Source organism: Sphingomonas phyllosphaerae FA2, assembly GCF_000427645.1.
In the GTDB taxonomy this organism is placed as follows: domain Bacteria; phylum Pseudomonadota; class Alphaproteobacteria; order Sphingomonadales; family Sphingomonadaceae; genus Sphingomonas; species Sphingomonas phyllosphaerae.
Genome location: NZ_KE386571.1, coordinates 2872895 through 2889957 on the forward strand (window position 1 = coordinate 2872895; position 17063 = coordinate 2889957).

Genomic DNA, 17063 nt, shown 5'->3' on the forward strand with positions numbered 1-17063 from the left:
CTCGAACGATGCCGCCTCCAGGTCGACCTTGCCGCCATCGCCTATAATCTGCGGCGGGCTGCTGCTTGAACGACCCGTTCGAGGCTTCTCGGCAGGGGACATACACCCACCTACCTGCACGCTTGACGGCTCCCCCCATCGGCCAGAAAAGCCTTACCCGCCTTCTCGGGCGCCTTTCGCAGAGGTCTCGGCTTGACCCGGGGTCCCGCTGTCTCAACCCGCCGGGCAAGAAGAAGCGGGGCCCCGGGTCGAGCCCGGGGCGACGGAGATGGCCTAACCGACCAGCGTGACGCTCATCGTGATCCGCTGCTCCCCATGCGCGGGCACCTCGAACACGCCGGGCTTGTCGCGATATTCGCCGTCATAGCCCTCCGGATCGGCGATGCCGTGCCACGGTTCGACGCAGACATAGGCCGCGCCGGGCTTGGTCCAGATGCCGAGCTTAGGCGTGTCGGGGAACGCGATATGGAGCTGCGGTGCGCCGTCGACGCCGTAAATAATCGCCTGCGAGGCGACCGGGTCCCACACCAGGGCGTCGTCGGTGAACAGATCGTCGGCGAGGTGCAGCACGGTACCATCGAGCGGCGACGGGCGCTCGGTCGCGGCGATCGTGCCGTCGGCGGCAATCACCTTCAGCGCGCCGGGCTCGTCCTTTTCGAACGCGATGCGATGCGCGGCGCGGTCCTGTCCGTAGGGCAGCGGCCAGGCGAAGGCAGGGTGGAAGCCGAAGCTGGCCGGCAGCGGCGCGTCGGCCGGGTTGACGACCGTCACCTCGATGCCGAGCGTCGCGTCGCGCAGCTCGAACGCTACCTCCAGCCGGAACGCGAACGGATAGGCGGCGCGCGTCGCCTGATCGTCGGTCAGCGCGAACACCGCGCGCGTCGCGCTGGTCTCGATCACCGAGAAGACGCTGCGCCGCGCGAAGCCGTGCTTGGCGATCGGGTAGGATACGCCATCGACCTTGATCGCGCCGCTGGCGGTCATCCCGACCACCGGGAACAGGAGCGGCGCGCGCCCGGTCCAGAAGCGTGGGTCGGCGTCGGTCATCAGCTCGCGCCCGTCGGCATCGGTCAGCGACGACAGCTCCGCGCCCAGCGGGTTGATCGCGGCGGTCAGCGTGCCGTTCGAGATCCGGATCCAGTCGTCAGCCACGTAATTGCGCTCCCTGCTTGGCGGCGGCGGCGACCACCTTGTCGGCGATCGCCTTCAGATCGGCGTCGGTGAAGCTCTTCTCGGCGGGCTGGAGCACCACCTCGACCGCGACCGATTTGTGCCCCTCGGCGACGCCCGCGCCGGTGAACACGTCGAAGACCCGCGCGCGCGTGATCACGGCCTTGTCCGCTCCCTTGACCGCACGCACCAGCGCCTCGGCCGAGACGTCGGCGGGGACGAGGAACGCGAAGTCGCGGCGCACCGGCTGGAGCGCGGGCGGCGCATAGGCCGGGCGCATGAAGCCCGATCCGCGCTTCGCCGGGATCGCGTCGAGATACAGCTCGACCGCGGCGACCTGACCCGACAGGTCGAACGCCTTCATCACCGCCGGATGGACCGCACCGAACGCCGCCAGCACCGTCTTCGGCCCGAGTCGCAGCGTGCCCGAGCGTCCGGGGTGGAAGGCCGCGCCCGCCTCGCCCATCACCTGAAGGTTGTCGACCGGCGCGCCCGCCGCCGCGAGCAGCGCCAGCGCCTCGGCCTTGGCATCATAGGCGTCGAACCCGGCAGCCTTGCCCTCGCGCCAGCCGCGCGCGCGCTTGTCGCCCGCCAGCACGACGCCGACGGTCGCGCGCTCGCCCTCGGCGAGATAGCGCCGCCCGATCTCGAACAGCCGCACCGTCTCGACGCCCTGCCGCAGATTGCGCTCGGCCGCCGAGAGCAGGCCGGGGAGCAGCGACGGGCGCATCACCTTCAGCTCCTCGCTGATCGGGTTCGCCAGCCGCCATGCCGCCTCGCCGAACGGCGCGACCTGTTTCTCGCTGAGGAAGCTCCACGTCACCGCCTCGTCGAGCCCGCGCGCCGCGGCGGCGCGGCGGGTGCGGCGCTCGATACGCTGTTCGGGCGTCGCGGTCGGGCGCGCGACGCCGGGGGTGCGCGGCAGCGGCACCGGGGCGACCTTGTCGATCCCCTCGATGCGGATCACTTCCTCGACCAGATCGGCGGTGCCGTCCACATCGCGCCGCCACGTCGGCGGAGTGACGTTCCACGCGTCGTCGACCGCAAAGCCGAGCGATTCGAGGATCGCGCGCTGCCGCTCCGGCGCGACCGCGAGCCCGCCAAGCGTCTCGGCGCGCGCCGGATCATAGGCGTAGGAGCGCGTGCCGAGCGGGGGCTCGCCCGCGCGGGTGACGCCGCTGGCGGTGCCGCCGCAATATTCGAGGACGAGGAAGGTCGCGATCGCGAGGCCATCATCGAGGAACGCCGGGTCGACGCCGCGCTCGAACCGCTGGCGCGCGTCGCTGGTCAGCGCCAGCTTCTGCCCGGTGCGCGCGATCGCCTCCGGGGTGAAGTAGGCACATTCGATCACGACGTCGGTGGTCGCGTCCGACACGCCCGAATGCGCGCCGCCCATGATCCCGCCAATGTCGTGCACCGCGACATCGTCGGCGATGACCGTCATGCCGGCCGCCAGCGTGTAGGTCTTGCCGTTGAGCGCTTCGACCGTCTCGCCGTCGCGCGCCTGACGCGCGACCAGCCCGCCCGACAGCTTCGCCTTGTCATAGACGTGCAGCGGGCGACCGAGATCGACCGTCAGGTAATTGGTGATGTCGACCAAAGCCGAGATCGGCTTCTGCCCGATCGCGCGCAGCCGCTTGGTCATCCACTCGGGCGCGGCGCCGTTGGTGAGCCCGCGCACACCTTGCGCGAAGAACGCCGGGCAGCCCGCCGCATCCTCGATCCGCACGTCGGGGCCAGCGCCCTCGCCCGCGACCTCAGGGACGGTCGGCGGCACCAACGTACCGAGCCCCGCCGCCGCCAGATCGCGCGCGATGCCGTGGACGCCCATGCAATCCTGCTTGTTCGGCGTCACCGACACCTCGATCACCGGATCGCCGAGCCCGGCGTAATCGGCGAAGGACGTGCCGACCGGCGCATCCGCGGGCAGTTCGATGATGCCGTCGTGATCCTCGCCCAGCTCCAGCTCGCGGGTCGAGCACATCATGCCGTTCGATTCGACGCCACGGATCGCGGCGACCTTGAGCACCATGCCATTCGCGGGCACCGCCGCGCCCGGCTTGCCGAACACGCCGACCAGCCCGGCGCGCGCGTTGGGCGCGCCGCACACCACCTGCAACGGGCCGTCACCGGCATCGACCGACAGCACCTGCAACTTATCGGCCTGCGGGTGGCGTTCGGCGGTGAGCACGCGCGCGACGGTGAAGCCGTCCAGTTTGGCGGCGGGGTCGGTGACGCCCTCCACCTCCAGCCCGATGTTGGTGAGCGCGACCACGATCTCGTCGAGCGACGCGGTCGTTTCGAGATGGTCCTTGAGCCAGGAGAGGGTGAATTTCATTTTACTTCCCGTCGCTCCTGCGCAGGCAGGAGGCTTAATATCGTTGCTTCGATGACGATCAAGCCGGCGTACCGACGCCACCCGACAGGGTCGGCATGTCGAGCGCGCTGAACCCGTAATGCTTCAGCCAACGGATATCGCCGTCGAAGAACGGGCGCAGATCGTCCATGCCGTATTTCAGCATCGCCAGCCGGTCGATCCCGCAGCCGAACGCGAAGCCCTGCCATTCGTCGGGATCGAGCCCGCATGCTTCGATCACCTTCGGATGGACCATGCCGCTGCCCAGCACTTCCATCCAGCCTTCCGACCCGCCGATCACGCGCTTGCCCTTGACCACCGAATAGCCAACGTCGACCTCCGCCGAAGGCTCGGTGAACGGGAAATAGCTGGGGCGCAGGCGGAGCACGATATCGTCGCGCTCGAAGAACGCCTTGAGGAACGTCTCCAGCGTCCATTTCAGATGGCCGAGCGTGATCCCCTTGTCGATCACCAGCCCCTCGACCTGATGGAACATCGGCGTGTGCGTCGCATCGCTGTCGGAGCGATAGGTGCGACCCGGCGCGATGATGCGGATCGGCGGCTTGTTGGCCAGCATCGTGCGGATCTGCACCGGCGAGGTGTGGGTGCGGAGGACGCGTGGCGTCTCGCGGTCGTTGGGATCGCTGTCCTCACGCCCGGCGAGGTAGAAGGTGTCGTGCATCGCGCGCGCCGGGTGCGTCTCCGGGATATTGAGCGCGCCAAAATTGTGCCAGTCGGTCTCCATCTCCGGCCCGCTCGCCACCGCGAAGCCGAGGTCTGCGAAGATTTCCGCGAGTTCGTCCATCACCTGGCTGACCGGATGGACCGTGCCGGGCAGCGGCGCGTCGGCGGGCAGCGTCATATCGAGCGCCTCGCTGGCGAGCTGCGCGTCAAGCGCGACCTGCTCCAGATGGCTTTTGCGCGCCGCGATCGCGCTGGTCACCGCCTCGCGCAGCCCGTGGATCGCGGGACCGCGCGCCTGGCGCTCCTCGGGGGAGAGCGCGCCCATCGTCTTGAGCAGCTGCGTGACGCGCCCCTGCTTGCCCAGCGCATCGACCCGCACCGCCTCCAGCGCATCGAGCGAGGCCGAGGCCTCGATCGCGACGAGCAGATGGGTCTTGAGGTCGTCGGTGTCGGTCATCGTGTTATCCGTCATGCGTGCCGTCCAAGCCGATGCTTGGCGCCAAGTCCAGCCATTGCGGGTTCGTTTCCTCGATCAGCCGCAGCTTCCAGTCGCGATTCCATTTCTTGAGCTGCTTCTCGCGCAGGATGGCGGCGGCCATCGTGTCGGCGGTTTCGTACCAGACGAGGCGGGTTACGTCGTAGCGTGACGTGAAGCCCTCGAAGGTGCCATGGCGATGCTGGATGAGGCGCGCGAGCAGGTTCGAGGTGACGCCGATGTAGAGTGTGCCGTGGGGACGGCTGGCGAGGATGTAGACGCATGGTTGCCGCTCCATTTCCCGCCCCTTTCGTCATTCCCGCGGAGGCGGGAATCCGGAACCTCTGACGCCTGCGCTTCTATCGATGAACCTGCGCGTCTTGATCCCCGCCTGCGCGGGGATGACGTTACGCGCGGGGATGACGTCACGCGTGGGGCCGCGGCGGTGGAAGACGCCGCGTCGTTGTCGGCGTGGGTCGCTTACCCACTTCCGTCATTCCCGCGAAGGCGGGAATCCAGAACCTCCGACGTTTGCGCCTCTATCGACGGACCTGCGCGTCTGGATCCCCGCCTTCGCGGGGATGACGTTAGCGGCGGGGCCAAGGCGGTGGAAGACGCCGCCTCGTTGCCGGCGGGGGGCGCTTACCCATTTCCGTCATTCCCGCGGAGGCGGGAATCCAGAACCTCTGGCGGTTGCGCCTCCATCGACGGACCTGCGCGTCTGGATCCCCGCCTGCGCGGGGATGACGACAACGAAAAGGGCGCCGGTGTTGCCACCGACGCCTTTTTTGCATCTCATCCGTCACGCCGTCAGACAGATCGGCGTAGCCGATCCGCTGCCCGCCGTGACGAGTCCCGCGCCTGCTGTCGCAGGCACGGGCCGTCCGCGATCAGGCGGCCTGCGGGAGTGCCGCCTTCGCCTGCGCGATGATGGCGGTGAAAGCCTCACCCTCGTGCATCGCGATGTCGGCCAGGACCTTCCGGTCGAGGTCGACGCCCGCCAGCTTCAGGCCGTGCATGAACTGCGAATAGGTCAGACCCTCGGCGCGGACGCCGGCGTTGATGCGCTGGATCCACAGGCCACGGAACGTGCGCTTCTTAACCTTGCGGTCGCGATAGGCGTACTGGCCGGCCTTTTCGACCGCCTGACGGGCGACGCGGATCGTGTTCTTGCGACGACCGCGATAGCCCTTGGCCTGTTCCAGGATGTTCTTGTGCTTGGCGCGAGTGGTTACGCCCCGCTTGACGCGTGCCATATCTTATTCCTTCTCGCTCAGCTGAGACCGTAGGGCGCCCAGGCCTTCACCGCGGCGGTGTCGGCCTTCGACAGCACCTTGGTGCGGCGATTCTGGCGGATGTACTTGGCGTTGTGGCTCATCAGGCGGTGGCGCTTGCCAGCGACGCCGTGCTTCAGAAGGCCGGTGGCCGTCAGCTTGAAGCGCTTCTTCACGCCACTCTTGGTCTTGAGCTTGGGCATTTTCATCCTTTCTGCTGCGCGAATCGACTGAGACGGCCGCGGCAGCCCTCGTTGGCCGGGCCGTCCGTATCCGCCGATCGCTCGGAAGCGGGCCGCATAGCGACACACCGCCCGGAAAGCAACCACCGAGGGGAAGCGGACGCAGGGAACCCGCGCCGCGATCTCGCGATTGTACCGCAATGGCAACGACCGCACCCGCGCCGCAGACCAAACCGCGTTGGCGGCGGATTGCGCGCAACGTCGCGGTGGTGCTGGTCGCGACGCTGGCGGCGATCTGGCTGGTGCTGTTCATCACCAAGGGCCGGTTCCTGAAGGGCACGTTCGAGCGCGTCGTCGGCGGGCTGACCAACCGCCCGGTGACGGTCGGTGGCGACTTCCAGCTCTATTTCGCGCCGCTGAAGATCAAATTCTATGCCGAGAAGCTCGCGATCGCCAATCCGGCGTGGGCGACGCGACCCTATCTGTTCACCGCCGACCGGATCGACACGCGAATCGCGCCGCTGTCGCTGCTGTTCGGCAAGCGGCGGCTCTACTGGCTCGACCTGACCAACGGCGCGGTCGATCTCGAATGGACGAAGGCGCACGACCACAACAGCTGGACGTTCAGCGAGAAGAAGGGCGGCAAGCCGCTCGACCTGCCGCGCATCGATCGCGCGACCGTCACCGGCACGCAGGTCCGCTACCTCGATCCGCGGCTGCAATTGCTTGCCGACGTCAAGCTCGACACGATCCGCTCGACCGATGCGCGGATCGGGCAGGCGGTCGGGCTGGACGGGGGTGGACGGCTGCGGGGCACGCCGTTCACGGTCGTCGCGCGGCTGCTGTCGCCCGACGCTACCGTTGCGCGCGGCAAGAACGAGCTGGTGATGCGCGCGCGGGCGGCGGGCAACACGCTCGACGTCGCGGGGACGCTGCCGAGCATCGCGGCGTTCGAGAACGTGCCGCTGGCGGTGCAGGCGCGCGGGCGCAATCTTGCGACCTTGCTCGACATCATCGGCGTGGCGATCCCGAACACGCGCACCTACCGATTGCGTGCGCAACTGGTGCAGAGCGGGCCGGAATATCGCTTCACGCATTTGCGCGGGACGTTCGGCGACAGTGACGTCCGCGGGCAGCTGACGATCGCCAATCGCGAACGGCTCCACCTCGATTCGCAACTGACCACGCGCCAGCTCGATATCGTCGATGCCGCGCCGTTCATCGGCTACAATCCCGATATCGTCGCGGAGAAGGGCGCGGTCGCCGCCGCCGCCGCGACCGGGGCCGCACCCGCGCGGGTCCTGCCCGACGCCGCGCTGCCGATCGCGACGATGCAGCGCTTCGACGCCGATCTGAAATGGCATATCGACCGGGTCCGCTCGAAACGGCTGCCGATCTCCGACATCGACATGGTGCTCGATCTGGAGCGCGGGCGGCTGGCGCTGTCGCCGCTGACGATGTCGATGGCGCGCGGCAATCTTGCCACCGACACGGTGTTCGACACGCGGCAGCGTCCGAGCGCGGTCAGCTATGACGTGCGGCTTGCCCCCACGCCGCTCGGGCAGTTGCTTGCGGGCTATGGCGTCGCCGAATCGGGCACCAGCGGCACGATCCGCGGGCGCATCCAGCTGAAAGGGCGCGGCGATACGATCCACGACTCGCTGTCGACCGCCAATGGCCGCATCGCCTTCGTCATCCCGAGCGGCAGCCTGTGGACGCGCAACGTCCAGCTCGCGGAGATCGACCTGGGCGTCTTCATCCAGAAGATGTTCGAGCAGGAATTGAAGGAGCCGGTGCAGATCAATTGCGGGCTGGTCGCCTTCACCGTGCGCAACGGCGTCGCGGCGACCGACCCGATCCTGATCGACACCAAGAAGAACGTGATCCTCGGCAACGGCGGCTTCAGCTTCAGGAGCGAGGCGCTCGACCTCGCCTTCCGCGCCGATGCGAAGAAGTTCAGCCTGTTCTCGGGTCAGTCGCCGGTCGGGGTCAGCGGCTATTTCGCGTCGCCGTCGCTCAACGTGATCTCGCCACAGCTGGTGGCGCGCGCCGGGGCGGGTCTGGGGCTGGCGATCGTCGCGACGCCGGTCGCCGCGCTGCTGGCGTTCGTCGATCCCGGTGACGCCAAGGCGGCGCAATGCGGGCCGGTGCTCGCCGCCCGGCCCGCCGCGGCGCAGCGCGACATCAACGGCAAACCGCGCAAGGATGTCGGCGCGGGCAAGGTTGAGGGTCAGAAGCGCAAGAAATTCCTAGGCATCTTCTGACGTGCACGCCTTCGCCGCCCTGCTCGACGCGCTGATCTATACCCGGTCGCGCAATGCCAAGCTCAAGCTGATCGGCGATTACCTGCGCGATACGCCCGATCCCGATCGCGGCTGGACGATGGCGGCGCTGACCGGCGAACTCGACCTGCCCGGGGTCAAGCCGGCGGTGATCCGTGCCTTGGTCGAATCGCGGGTCGACCCGGTGCTGTTCCGGATGAGCCGCGACTATGTCGGCGATACCGCCGAGACGGTGTCGCTGCTCTGGCCCGAGCCCGACCATCCGCCGGAAATCGCCGAGCCGCTGACGGTCGCGAACGTCGTCGACCGGCTCGCGCATTTGTCACGCTCCGATGCCCCCGCCGTGCTGGCGGCGATGCTCGACCGGCTCGACGCGGAGGAGCGATTCGCGCTGCTCAAGATGGCGACCGGCGGCTTGCGCGTCGGCGTGTCGTCGCGGCTCGCCAAACAGGCGCTGGCGGATGCGTTTGGGCTCGACGTCGAGGCGGTCGAGGAAGTGTGGCATGGGCTGGAGCCGCCCTACCCCACGCTGTTCGCGTGGGCGGAGGGCACCGGCGCGCAGCCGACCGCCGCCGACGTGCCGGTGTTCCGCCCGTTCATGCTCGCGCATCCACTAGACGACCTGCGCGTCGACCTCGCCGACTATGCCGCGGAATGGAAGTGGGACGGCATCCGCGTCCAGCTCGTCCACGTCGCCGGAGAGACGAGACTCTACAGCCGCACCGGCGACGATGTGACGCGCGCCTTCCCCGACGTCGCCGCCGCCTTCGCGACGCATGGCGTCGTTGATGGCGAGTTGATGGTGCGCGGCGACTTTCAGGGCGGCGAGGCGGGCAGTTTCAACGCGTTGCAACAGCGGCTCGGGCGCAAGGTCGTGTCGGCGAAGATGCTCGCCGAGGCGCCGGCGTTCGTGCGACTTTACGACATCTTGTTCGACGGCAATGAAGACCTGCGCGCGCTGCCGTGGACCGAGCGCCGCGTGCGGCTAGAGGCATTTGCCGCCCGGCTCGATCCCGAACGCTTCGATCTCAGCCGCGTGGTCGAGGCGGAGGATTTCACCGCGCTGGAAGGTATCCGCGCCGGCGCGCGCGACGCGGCGATCGAGGGCATGATGCTCAAGCGCCGCGATTCGCCGTATGTCGCGGGGCGGCGCACCGGACTGTGGTACAAATGGAAGCGCGATCCGCTGACCGCCGATTGCGTGATGATGTACGCGCAGCGCGGCAATGGGCGGCGGTCGAGCTGGTACAGCGATTACACCTTCGGCTGCTGGACCGACGATGGCGAGTTGCTGCCGGTCGGCAAGGCGTATCAGGGGATCACCGATCAGGAGATCGCGCGACTCGACCGCTTCGTGCGCCAGCATACGCTCAACCGGTTCGGCCCGGTGCGCGAGGTCGAGAAGACATTGGTGCTGGAGATCGCGTTCGATTCGATCCACGAATCGAAACGGCACAAGTCCGGGCTGGCGATGCGCTTCCCGCGGATTGCGCGAATCAGGACCGACAAGCCAGCGGCGGAGGCAGATACGCTGGCGGGGTTGAAGAAGCTGGTGACCTGACCCCACTCTTCGTCATTCCCGCGCAGGCGGGAATCCAGAACCTCTGGTGTTTCGCTTCTATCGATAGACCTGCGCGTCTGGATTCCCGCCTTCGCGGGACCTCTGCAAAAGTCCCCTTCTTGCACCCCGGCGAAGGCCGGGGCCCAGTTGGGAAGGCCTATCGAACGACGCGCGACGCGCATCATCAGCGTCCCCCAACTGGGCCCCGGCCTTCGCCGGGGTACAGAAAGCGGGTTTCGCATAGGTCTCGCCTACGTGGGAATGACGGAGGAGGGTCTGTCCCCCGCCCCCCGCTTCTGGCAAAGCGCGGCTCCATGAGCTTCAACACCTTCGGCCGCGTCTTCCGTTTCACCACCTGGGGCGAGAGCCACGGCCCGGCACTCGGCGCGGTGGTCGACGGGTGCCCGCCGGGGATCGCACTGACCGAGGCCGATATCCAGCCGTGGCTGGATCGTCGCCGCCCCGGCCAGTCGCGCTTCACGACGCAGCGGCAGGAGCCCGATCAGGTCCGTATCCTGTCGGGCGTGTTCGAGGGGCGGACGACCGGCACGCCGATCAGCCTGATGATCGAGAATGTCGACCAGCGCTCGAAGGATTATTCGGCGATCGCGCAGGCCTATCGCCCCGGGCATGCCGATTACGCCTATGACGCCAAATACGGCTTCCGCGACTATCGCGGCGGCGGGCGGTCGTCGGCGCGTGAAACCGCGGCGCGGGTTGCAGCGGGGGCGGTGGCGCGGCTGGTGGTGCCGCAGGTGCGCATTCGTGCGTGGGTGGAGGCGATCGGCGGTGACTCGATCGACTATGCCGCATTCGACGATGCGCAGATCGACGCCAATCCGTTCTTCTGCCCCGATGCCGGTGCCGCCGCGCGCTGGGAAGCGAAGATGGACGCCGCGCGCAAGGCCGGATCGTCGCTGGGCTCGGTGATCGCGTGCGAGGCGACCGGCGTGCCGGCGGGCTGGGGCGCGCCGCTCTACGCCAAGCTCGACAGCGAACTGGCCGCCGCGTGCATGTCGATCAACGCCGTCAAGGGCGTCGAGATCGGTGACGGCTTCGCGGCCGCGGCGTTGTCGGGCGAGCAGAACGCCGATCCGATGCGCCCCGGCGCGGACGGCACGCCCGACTTCCTCGCCAATCATGCCGGCGGGATCGCGGGCGGGATCGCGACCGGGCAGCCGGTGCGCGTGCGCGTCGCGTTCAAGCCGACCAGCTCGATCCTGACGCCCGTCGCCAGCATCACCCGCGACGGCACCGCGACCGAGGTGATGACCAAGGGCCGCCACGATCCCTGCGTCGGCATCCGCGGCGTGCCCGTGGTGGAGGCGATGGTGGCGCTGGTGCTCGCCGATCAGGCGTTGCTCCACCGCGCCCAATGTGGCATGCGTTAGGCGATCCGCGTCGATTGTCAGGAACGTTCGGCGTTCGCGCATCGTTGACGAGCCATTCCACAAGGAGAGGTTCGATGCGTACCTATATCGCGATGACCGCCGCTGCCCTGTTGCTTCCCGTCGCCGCGGTGGCGCAGACGACCGGTGCCGGTGGCACGATGGGCCAGACCGGCGGAACGATGGGCGGCACGATGCAGCCCGGTGGCACGATGGGCGGCTCAACGATGGGTCAGCAGCCCGGCGGTACGATGGGCGGCTCCACGATGGATCCCATGACCACCTCGCCGCAGACCACCACGCCGAGCACGTCGACCGATCGCACCACGACGACAACGACGCGCTCGTCGCGCCGCGCGCGCAACAACAGCACGACGACGACCGGACCGGACGCGGTGACCAACTCGCGCACCACGATGGGCCAGCCGCAGCAGGGCCAGCCGACCGAGGCGACGAACACGCCGCCGGATCAGCTGCCGCAGGGCGGCGCGGCCGGCACGGCGACCCAGCCGGGGCCGCGTAACTAAAGGTTGGTATACCGACCTCGAACCGTCGCTCCGGGCTCGACCCGGGGGCCCGCTTCTTCTCGACAGAAGGAACAGCGGGGCCCCGGATCAAGTCCGGGGCGACGGCGTTTGCGGGCTGTACGATAAATCTCAGGCAGTCCGTGTTCCTGCGAACGCAGGAGCACGCCGACGAGAAACGGCAGCGGAAGCATGTATCCGCCGCCGTTCGCCGTCACTGATCAGTCCGCGAACGGATCGCGGACGAGGATCGTGTCGGCGCGCTCCGGGCTGGTCGACACCAGCGCCACCGGGCAGCGGATCAGTTCCTCGACGCGGCGGATGTACTTGATCGCCTGCGCGGGCAGGTCGGCCCAGCTGCGCGCACCCGCGGTCGACTCCTGCCAGCCCGGCATCGTCTCATAGACCGGCTCGACCAACGCCTGATCGGCGGCATGCGCCGGATAATAATCGATCACTTCGCCGCGCAGACGATAGCCGGTGCAGATCTTCACTTCCTCGAACCCGTCGAGGACGTCGATCTTGGTGAGCGCGATCCCGGTGATCCCGCCGACCGCCGCCGATTGCCGGACCAGCACCGCGTCGAACCAGCCGCAACGGCGCTTCCGTCCGGTGACGGTGCCGAACTCGTACCCGCGCGTGCCGAGCCGCTCGCCAGTTGCCCCATCCGGACCATCGCCGTCCAGCTCGGTCGGGAACGGCCCCGAGCCGACACGGGTGGTGTACGCCTTGGCGATCCCCAGCACGAAGCCGACCGCCGCCGGCCCAAGGCCAGAGCCACCCGCCGCGCTGCCCGCGATCGTGTTCGACGAGGTGACGAACGGATAGGTGCCGTGGTCGATGTCGAGCAGCACGCCCTGCGCGCCCTCGAACAGGATGCGCTTGCCGGCTTCCTTGGCGAGGTTGAGATCACGCCATACCGGACGCGCGAATTGCAGCACGAAATCCGCGATGGCGCGCAGCTCGGCGACCAGCGTGTCGCGGTCGATCGGCGGCTCGCCGAAGCCGGCGCGGAGCGCATCGTGATGCGCGGTCAGCCGGTCGAGCTGCGGCCCGAGATCGTCGAGATGCGCCAGATCGCAGACGCGGATCGCGCGGCGGCCGACCTTGTCCTCATAGGCCGGCCCGATCCCGCGTCGCGTCGTGCCGATCTTGCCCGCGCCGCTCGCATCCTCACGCAACCCGTCGAGATCGCGGTGGAACGGCAGGATCAGCGCGCAATTGTCGGCGATGCGCAGCGTCTCGGGCGTGGCGGTGACGCCCTGCGCCGCCAGCCGCTCGATCTCGGCCTTGAGCGCCCAGGGATCGAGCACCACGCCGTTGCCGATCACCGACGGCGTGCCGCGCACGATCCCCGAGGGCAGTAGCGAGAGCTTGTAGACGTTCTCGCCGACCACCAGCGTGTGCCCGGCATTGTGCCCGCCCTGGAAGCGGACGACCATGTCGGCGCGCTCCGCCAGCCAATCGACGATCTTGCCCTTGCCCTCGTCGCCCCATTGCGCGCCGATGACTGCCACATTTGCCATGGATGCGATTCCCCGCCTGCCGCTGCGAACCCGCGCGCCCTTCGACAGGACTCGGCACGCGGGCGGTTCAGGAATGTCGGTGGCGCGGGTAGCGGGCGGGGGGGGTCGGGTCAACCGGCGTCGCGTTCACGACAGCGGAGCGGCTTCCGGTCCTTAACGCGGTGACAGTACAACCCTGACAAACAAGTCCGCTACCTTCGTCGCCCCGGACTTGATCCGGGGTCCCGCTTCTTCTCCGCCGTCGCAGGAGAAACCGGGATCCCGGATCACGTCCGGGATGACGGATGAGGTTCCGCCTACAAGGCGCGGACGTCACCGTCGGCGAAGAGATGCGTGCAGACCTGCGCCTCGGGCGTGTCCCCGGCTGCCAGCGCGGCGACCGTCACCCAGCCCGCCGCGCGCAGCCGGGCGGCCTCGGCCGCTGGCGTGCCGAGCGGGAGGAAGAGGCGGCGGCGGTCATGCACTGGCGGATCGCCGAGCAGCCGGTCGGCGTAGAGCGAGAAGCCGGTCGCGGCTTCCTCCGCGCCGCCCTCATGAACGACCGCATAGGTGCCGCCGCGCCCGATCTCGGTCCCCGACCCGCCACCGAACAGCGAGAAGCCGAGCCACGTCTGATATTCGAAGCCATGCCGCTCGGTCGGGTCGAGCGTCATCGCGACGCGATCGCCGACCGTCACCGCGATCGCCGCGAGCCCGTCGAGCCGCGTCGCCAGCGCTCCGGTGCGATCGAACGCGCGCAGCCGCGCCAGCGCGTGCTCGAACGGTCCGGCCGCCTCGATCAGCGGAAGGTAATCGGGCGCAACCGCCGCGACGCCGCCGGCATCCTTGGCATCGAGCCGCTGGCGCAACGTATCGAGCGCATCGGAGGCGACCGGCAGCGGCCCGGCGGCAAGCGTGTCGACGAGGTCGGGGAGCGTGAAGTCGATCGAGGCGGGGGCCACGCCTGCCGCCTCTAGCGCGTCGATCGCGACGGTGACGACCTCCTGCGCGGCGGCGAGCGAATCGAGCCCGAACAGCTCCGCGCCGATCTGCCGCGTCTCGCGCGCGGGCGACAATTGGCTGGCGCGCAGCTTGAGCACCGCGCCCGCATAGCTGAGCCGTACCGGGCGCGGGTGATGCCCCATCCGCGTCGCGGCGATCCGCGCGACCTGCGCAGTCAGGTCGGGACGGATCGCCAGCGTCCGCTGCGACACCGGATCGACGAAGCGCACCGCATCGTGGAGCGCGCCCGCCTTCAGCCGCGTGCCGAGCCCGTCGGCGAATTCGGCGAGCGGCGGATCGACGCGCTCATAGCCATGCGCGCCGATCGCGGCGAGCACGCGCGCCTCGATCGCGGCGGCGGCGTCGGCGAAGGGCGGCAGGCGGTCGCGAAGACCTTCGGGGAGAAGCGCGGTCATTATAGCCCTCTCCCTTCAGGGGAGAGGGTTGGGTGAGGGGCAGTCGTCAACGCGACGGCAATCATCTGAAGCACCCCGTCCAAATTCATCATCACATCCGCATTGGTGAAGCGAAGGACTCGAAAGCCTTGCGCGCTGAGCCACGACGTGCGTCGGTCGTCGCGGGCTTGGTCGGTGTGGGTGTCGCCGTCAACCTCGATGATGAGATGCGCGCTGCGGGCGCAGAAATCGGCGATGTACGGGCCGATCGTGACCTGGCGGGTGAACTTCGTGTTGTGAAAGCGGCGACCGCGAAGCGCGAGCCACAGACGGGTTTCGGGCTCGGTCATTTGACGGCGCATCTTGCGGGCGCGGTCGAGGAGGAGCGGGTCGGTTTGCATCGGCTCGCACCATCATCAGCTGTGGCGTGCGCGGCAACCCCTCACCCAACCCTCTCCCCAGAGGGGAGAGGGCTAGAAATGCTCAAAAGCCCTCTCCCCCTTGGGGAGAGGGTTGGGTGAGGGGCAGGTGTCTCACCGAGACCAGCCCCCAAACAACAATCAGAACGACAGCCCCATCGCGGTCTTCACGCCCGGCAGCGCCTTGACCTGCGCGAGCAGCCCGGCGTCGACCGGCTGGTCGACCGACAGCAGCAGCACCGCCTCGCCGCCCGCCTCGCGACGGCCGAGGTGGAAGGTGCCGATGTTCACCCCGGCCTCGCCGAGCAACGTCCCGATGCGGCCGATGAAGCCCGGTGCGTCCTCGTTGACGACGTACAGCATCGCGCCGGTCAGATCGGCCTCGACCTTGATCCCGAACAGCTCGACCAGCCGCGGCGCGCTGTCGCCGAACAGCGTGCCCGCCACTGAACGCTCGCCATCGGCGGTGCGCACCGCGACGCGCAGCAGCGTGTGGTAATCGCCCTCACGCTCGGTGCGGATCTCGCGCACCTCCATGCCGCGGTCGCGCGCCAGAACGGGCGCGTTGACCATGTTCACCGTGTCGGTCTGCTGGCGCAGGAAGCCGGTGAGCACCGCGCTGGTCAGCGGCTTCGGGTTGAGGTCCGCCGCGGCGCCCTCGCGGTGGATCGAGACGCGGTCGATCGCGCCGGTCGCCAGCTGCCCGACCAGCGAGCCGAGCTTCTCGGCCAGCCCCATATACGGGCGCAGCTTCGGCGCTTCCTCGGCCGACAGGCTGGGGACGTTGAGCGCATTGGTGACGCCGCCCGAGACCAGATAATCCGCCATCTGCTCGGCGACCTGAATCGCGACGTTGACTTGCGCCTCGGTGGTCGATGCGCCGAGGTGCGGGGTCGAGACGAAGTTCGGGGTGCCGAACAGCGGGCTCTCCTTCGCCGGCTCGGTGACGAACACGTCGAGCGCCGCGCCCGCGATATGACCCGAGTCGAGCCCTTCCTTGAGCGCGCCCTCGTCGATCAGCCCGCCGCGCGCGCAATTGACGATCCGCACGCCCTTCTTGGTTTTGGCGAGGTTCTCCGCCGACAGGATGTTGCGGGTCTGGTCGGTGAGCGGCGTGTGCAGCGTGATGAAGTCGGCACGCGCGAGCAGTTCGTCGAGCGTCACCTTGGTCACGCCCAGTTCGACCGCGCGCTCCTCGGTGAGGAACGGGTCGAAGGCGACGACCTTCATCTTCAGCCCGAGCGCGCGGTCGGCGACGATCGAGCCGATGTTGCCCGCGCCGATCAGCCCCAGCGTCTTGCCGGTGACCTCGACACCCATGAAGCGGTTCTTCTCCCACTTGCCCGCCTGCGTCGAAGCGTCGGCCTCGGGCAGCTGGCGCGCGAGCGCGAACATCAGCGCGATCGCGTGTTCGGCGGTGGTGATCGAATTGCCGAACGGCGTGTTCATCACGACCACGCCCTTGGCGGAGGCGGCGGGGATGTCGACGTTGTCGACGCCGATGCCGGCGCGGCCGACGACCTTCAGGTTGGTGGCGTGGTCGAGAATGTCCTTGGTGACCTTGGTCGAGCTGCGGATCGCGAGCCCGTCATACTCGCCGATGATCGCCTTCAGCTCGTCCGGCGTCTTGCCGGTGATCACGTCGACCTCGACCCCGCGTTCGCGGAAGATCTCGGCAGCGCGCGGGTCCATTTTGTCGGAAATCAGTACCTTGGGCATGTTGGTGCTCCGGTAGAAAAATGGGGGAATAGCTCCCTCTCCCCTGCGGGGAGAGGGCTGGGGTGAGGGGCCGGAGCCTCGCAGAGAGGTCGGTCTCGGTGAGACGTCAGCCCCTCACCCAACCCTC

The 17063-nt window shown here is 68.6% G+C and carries 14 protein-coding genes; 4 read left to right on the forward strand and 10 right to left on the reverse strand.

The genetic code is table 11. The features are described from left to right. Window positions 1-273 precede the first annotated feature (273 nt). The 6 genes from SPHPH_RS0113920 to rpmI all read right to left on the reverse strand — a co-directional run bounded on the left by SPHPH_RS0113920 (window position 274) and on the right by rpmI (window position 6162). On the reverse strand, window positions 274-1152 hold the full coding sequence (locus SPHPH_RS0113920) for an aldose 1-epimerase family protein (RefSeq protein ID WP_028967237.1): 879 nt from the start codon (window positions 1150-1152) through the stop codon (window positions 274-276). Beyond that, window positions 1145-3508, reverse strand: a complete 2364-nt coding sequence (gene pheT / locus SPHPH_RS0113925; RefSeq protein WP_028967238.1) for a phenylalanine--tRNA ligase subunit beta — start codon at window positions 3506-3508, stop codon at window positions 1145-1147. The genes SPHPH_RS0113920 and pheT overlap by 8 nt, the downstream gene beginning before the upstream one ends. A gap of 58 nt (window positions 3509-3566) precedes the next feature. After that, window positions 3567-4667 carry a phenylalanine--tRNA ligase subunit alpha gene (pheS, locus tag SPHPH_RS0113930; protein WP_028967239.1) on the reverse strand — a complete coding sequence of 367 codons (1101 nt, stop codon included), beginning with the start codon at window positions 4665-4667 and terminating at the stop codon, window positions 3567-3569. A gap of 4 nt (window positions 4668-4671) precedes the next feature. Further along, entirely contained in the window at window positions 4672-4983 is a 312-nt protein-coding gene (locus tag SPHPH_RS0113935; protein WP_028967240.1) for a GIY-YIG nuclease family protein, read from the reverse strand. Between the two features lie 592 nt (window positions 4984-5575). Continuing rightward, complete coding sequence (gene rplT, locus SPHPH_RS0113940; RefSeq protein ID WP_028967241.1) at window positions 5576-5941, reverse strand: 50S ribosomal protein L20; 366 nt, start codon at window positions 5939-5941, stop codon at window positions 5576-5578. Between the two features lie 17 nt (window positions 5942-5958). Beyond that, on the reverse strand, window positions 5959-6162 hold the full coding sequence (rpmI, locus tag SPHPH_RS0113945) for a 50S ribosomal protein L35 (protein WP_028967242.1): 204 nt from the start codon (window positions 6160-6162) through the stop codon (window positions 5959-5961). A gap of 179 nt (window positions 6163-6341) precedes the next feature. Between rpmI and SPHPH_RS0113950 the strand changes: the two genes are divergently transcribed. The 4 genes from SPHPH_RS0113950 to SPHPH_RS20545 all read left to right on the forward strand — a co-directional run bounded on the left by SPHPH_RS0113950 (window position 6342) and on the right by SPHPH_RS20545 (window position 11899). Beyond that, complete coding sequence (locus SPHPH_RS0113950) at window positions 6342-8405, forward strand: AsmA family protein (RefSeq protein WP_028967243.1); 2064 nt, start codon at window positions 6342-6344, stop codon at window positions 8403-8405. Window position 8406: 1 nt separating this feature from the next. Next, window positions 8407-9984, forward strand: a complete 1578-nt coding sequence (locus tag SPHPH_RS0113955; protein ID WP_028967244.1) for a cisplatin damage response ATP-dependent DNA ligase — start codon at window positions 8407-8409, stop codon at window positions 9982-9984. A 314-nt stretch (window positions 9985-10298) separates the two neighbouring features. Further along, window positions 10299-11375, forward strand: coding sequence for a chorismate synthase (gene aroC / locus SPHPH_RS0113960; RefSeq protein ID WP_028967245.1), 1077 nt, complete (start codon window positions 10299-10301; stop codon window positions 11373-11375). Between the two features lie 74 nt (window positions 11376-11449). Beyond that, the gene (locus SPHPH_RS20545) at window positions 11450-11899 is read left to right on the forward strand and encodes a hypothetical protein (protein ID WP_051273028.1); all 450 of its coding nucleotides are present in this window, start codon (window positions 11450-11452) and stop codon (window positions 11897-11899) included. A 218-nt stretch (window positions 11900-12117) separates the two neighbouring features. On the opposite strand, the gene SPHPH_RS0113970 is transcribed toward SPHPH_RS20545, so the two are convergent. The 4 genes from SPHPH_RS0113970 to serA all read right to left on the reverse strand — a co-directional run bounded on the left by SPHPH_RS0113970 (window position 12118) and on the right by serA (window position 16936). After that, on the reverse strand, window positions 12118-13422 hold the full coding sequence (locus SPHPH_RS0113970; RefSeq protein ID WP_028967246.1) for an adenylosuccinate synthase: 1305 nt from the start codon (window positions 13420-13422) through the stop codon (window positions 12118-12120). A 296-nt stretch (window positions 13423-13718) separates the two neighbouring features. Then, complete coding sequence (locus SPHPH_RS0113975) at window positions 13719-14819, reverse strand: ATP phosphoribosyltransferase regulatory subunit (RefSeq protein WP_028967247.1); 1101 nt, start codon at window positions 14817-14819, stop codon at window positions 13719-13721. After that, window positions 14819-15199 (reverse strand): endonuclease domain-containing protein, encoded by a 381-nt coding sequence (locus SPHPH_RS0113980; protein ID WP_028967248.1) that lies wholly within the window; start codon window positions 15197-15199, stop codon window positions 14819-14821. The genes SPHPH_RS0113975 and SPHPH_RS0113980 overlap by 1 nt, the downstream gene beginning before the upstream one ends. Before the next feature lie 159 nt (window positions 15200-15358). Then, window positions 15359-16936, reverse strand: coding sequence for a phosphoglycerate dehydrogenase (gene serA, locus SPHPH_RS0113985; protein WP_028967249.1), 1578 nt, complete (start codon window positions 16934-16936; stop codon window positions 15359-15361). Between the last annotated feature and the right edge of the window lie 127 nt (window positions 16937-17063).

Bases quoted from the DNA above. Each gene is read 5' to 3' on its own strand.
- serA (WP_028967249.1), bottom strand. From the start codon at position 16,936: ATGCCCAAGGTACTGATTTCCGACAAAATGGACCCGCGCGCTGCCGAG.
- SPHPH_RS20545 (WP_051273028.1), top strand. From the start codon at position 11,450: ATGCGTACCTATATCGCGATGACCGCCGCTGCCCTGTTGCTTCCCGTC.
- SPHPH_RS0113975 (WP_028967247.1), bottom strand. From the start codon at position 14,819: ATGACCGCGCTTCTCCCCGAAGGTCTTCGCGACCGCCTGCCGCCCTTC.
- aroC (WP_028967245.1), top strand. From the start codon at position 10,299: ATGAGCTTCAACACCTTCGGCCGCGTCTTCCGTTTCACCACCTGGGGC.
- rpmI (WP_028967242.1), bottom strand. From the start codon at position 6,162: ATGCCCAAGCTCAAGACCAAGAGTGGCGTGAAGAAGCGCTTCAAGCTG.
- SPHPH_RS0113935 (WP_028967240.1), bottom strand. From the start codon at position 4,983: ATGGAGCGGCAACCATGCGTCTACATCCTCGCCAGCCGTCCCCACGGC.
- SPHPH_RS0113950 (WP_028967243.1), top strand. From the start codon at position 6,342: ATGGCAACGACCGCACCCGCGCCGCAGACCAAACCGCGTTGGCGGCGG.
- SPHPH_RS0113980 (WP_028967248.1), bottom strand. From the start codon at position 15,199: ATGCAAACCGACCCGCTCCTCCTCGACCGCGCCCGCAAGATGCGCCGT.
- pheT (WP_028967238.1), bottom strand. From the start codon at position 3,508: ATGAAATTCACCCTCTCCTGGCTCAAGGACCATCTCGAAACGACCGCG.
- pheS (WP_028967239.1), bottom strand. From the start codon at position 4,667: ATGACCGACACCGACGACCTCAAGACCCATCTGCTCGTCGCGATCGAG.
- SPHPH_RS0113970 (WP_028967246.1), bottom strand. From the start codon at position 13,422: ATGGCAAATGTGGCAGTCATCGGCGCGCAATGGGGCGACGAGGGCAAG.
- rplT (WP_028967241.1), bottom strand. From the start codon at position 5,941: ATGGCACGCGTCAAGCGGGGCGTAACCACTCGCGCCAAGCACAAGAAC.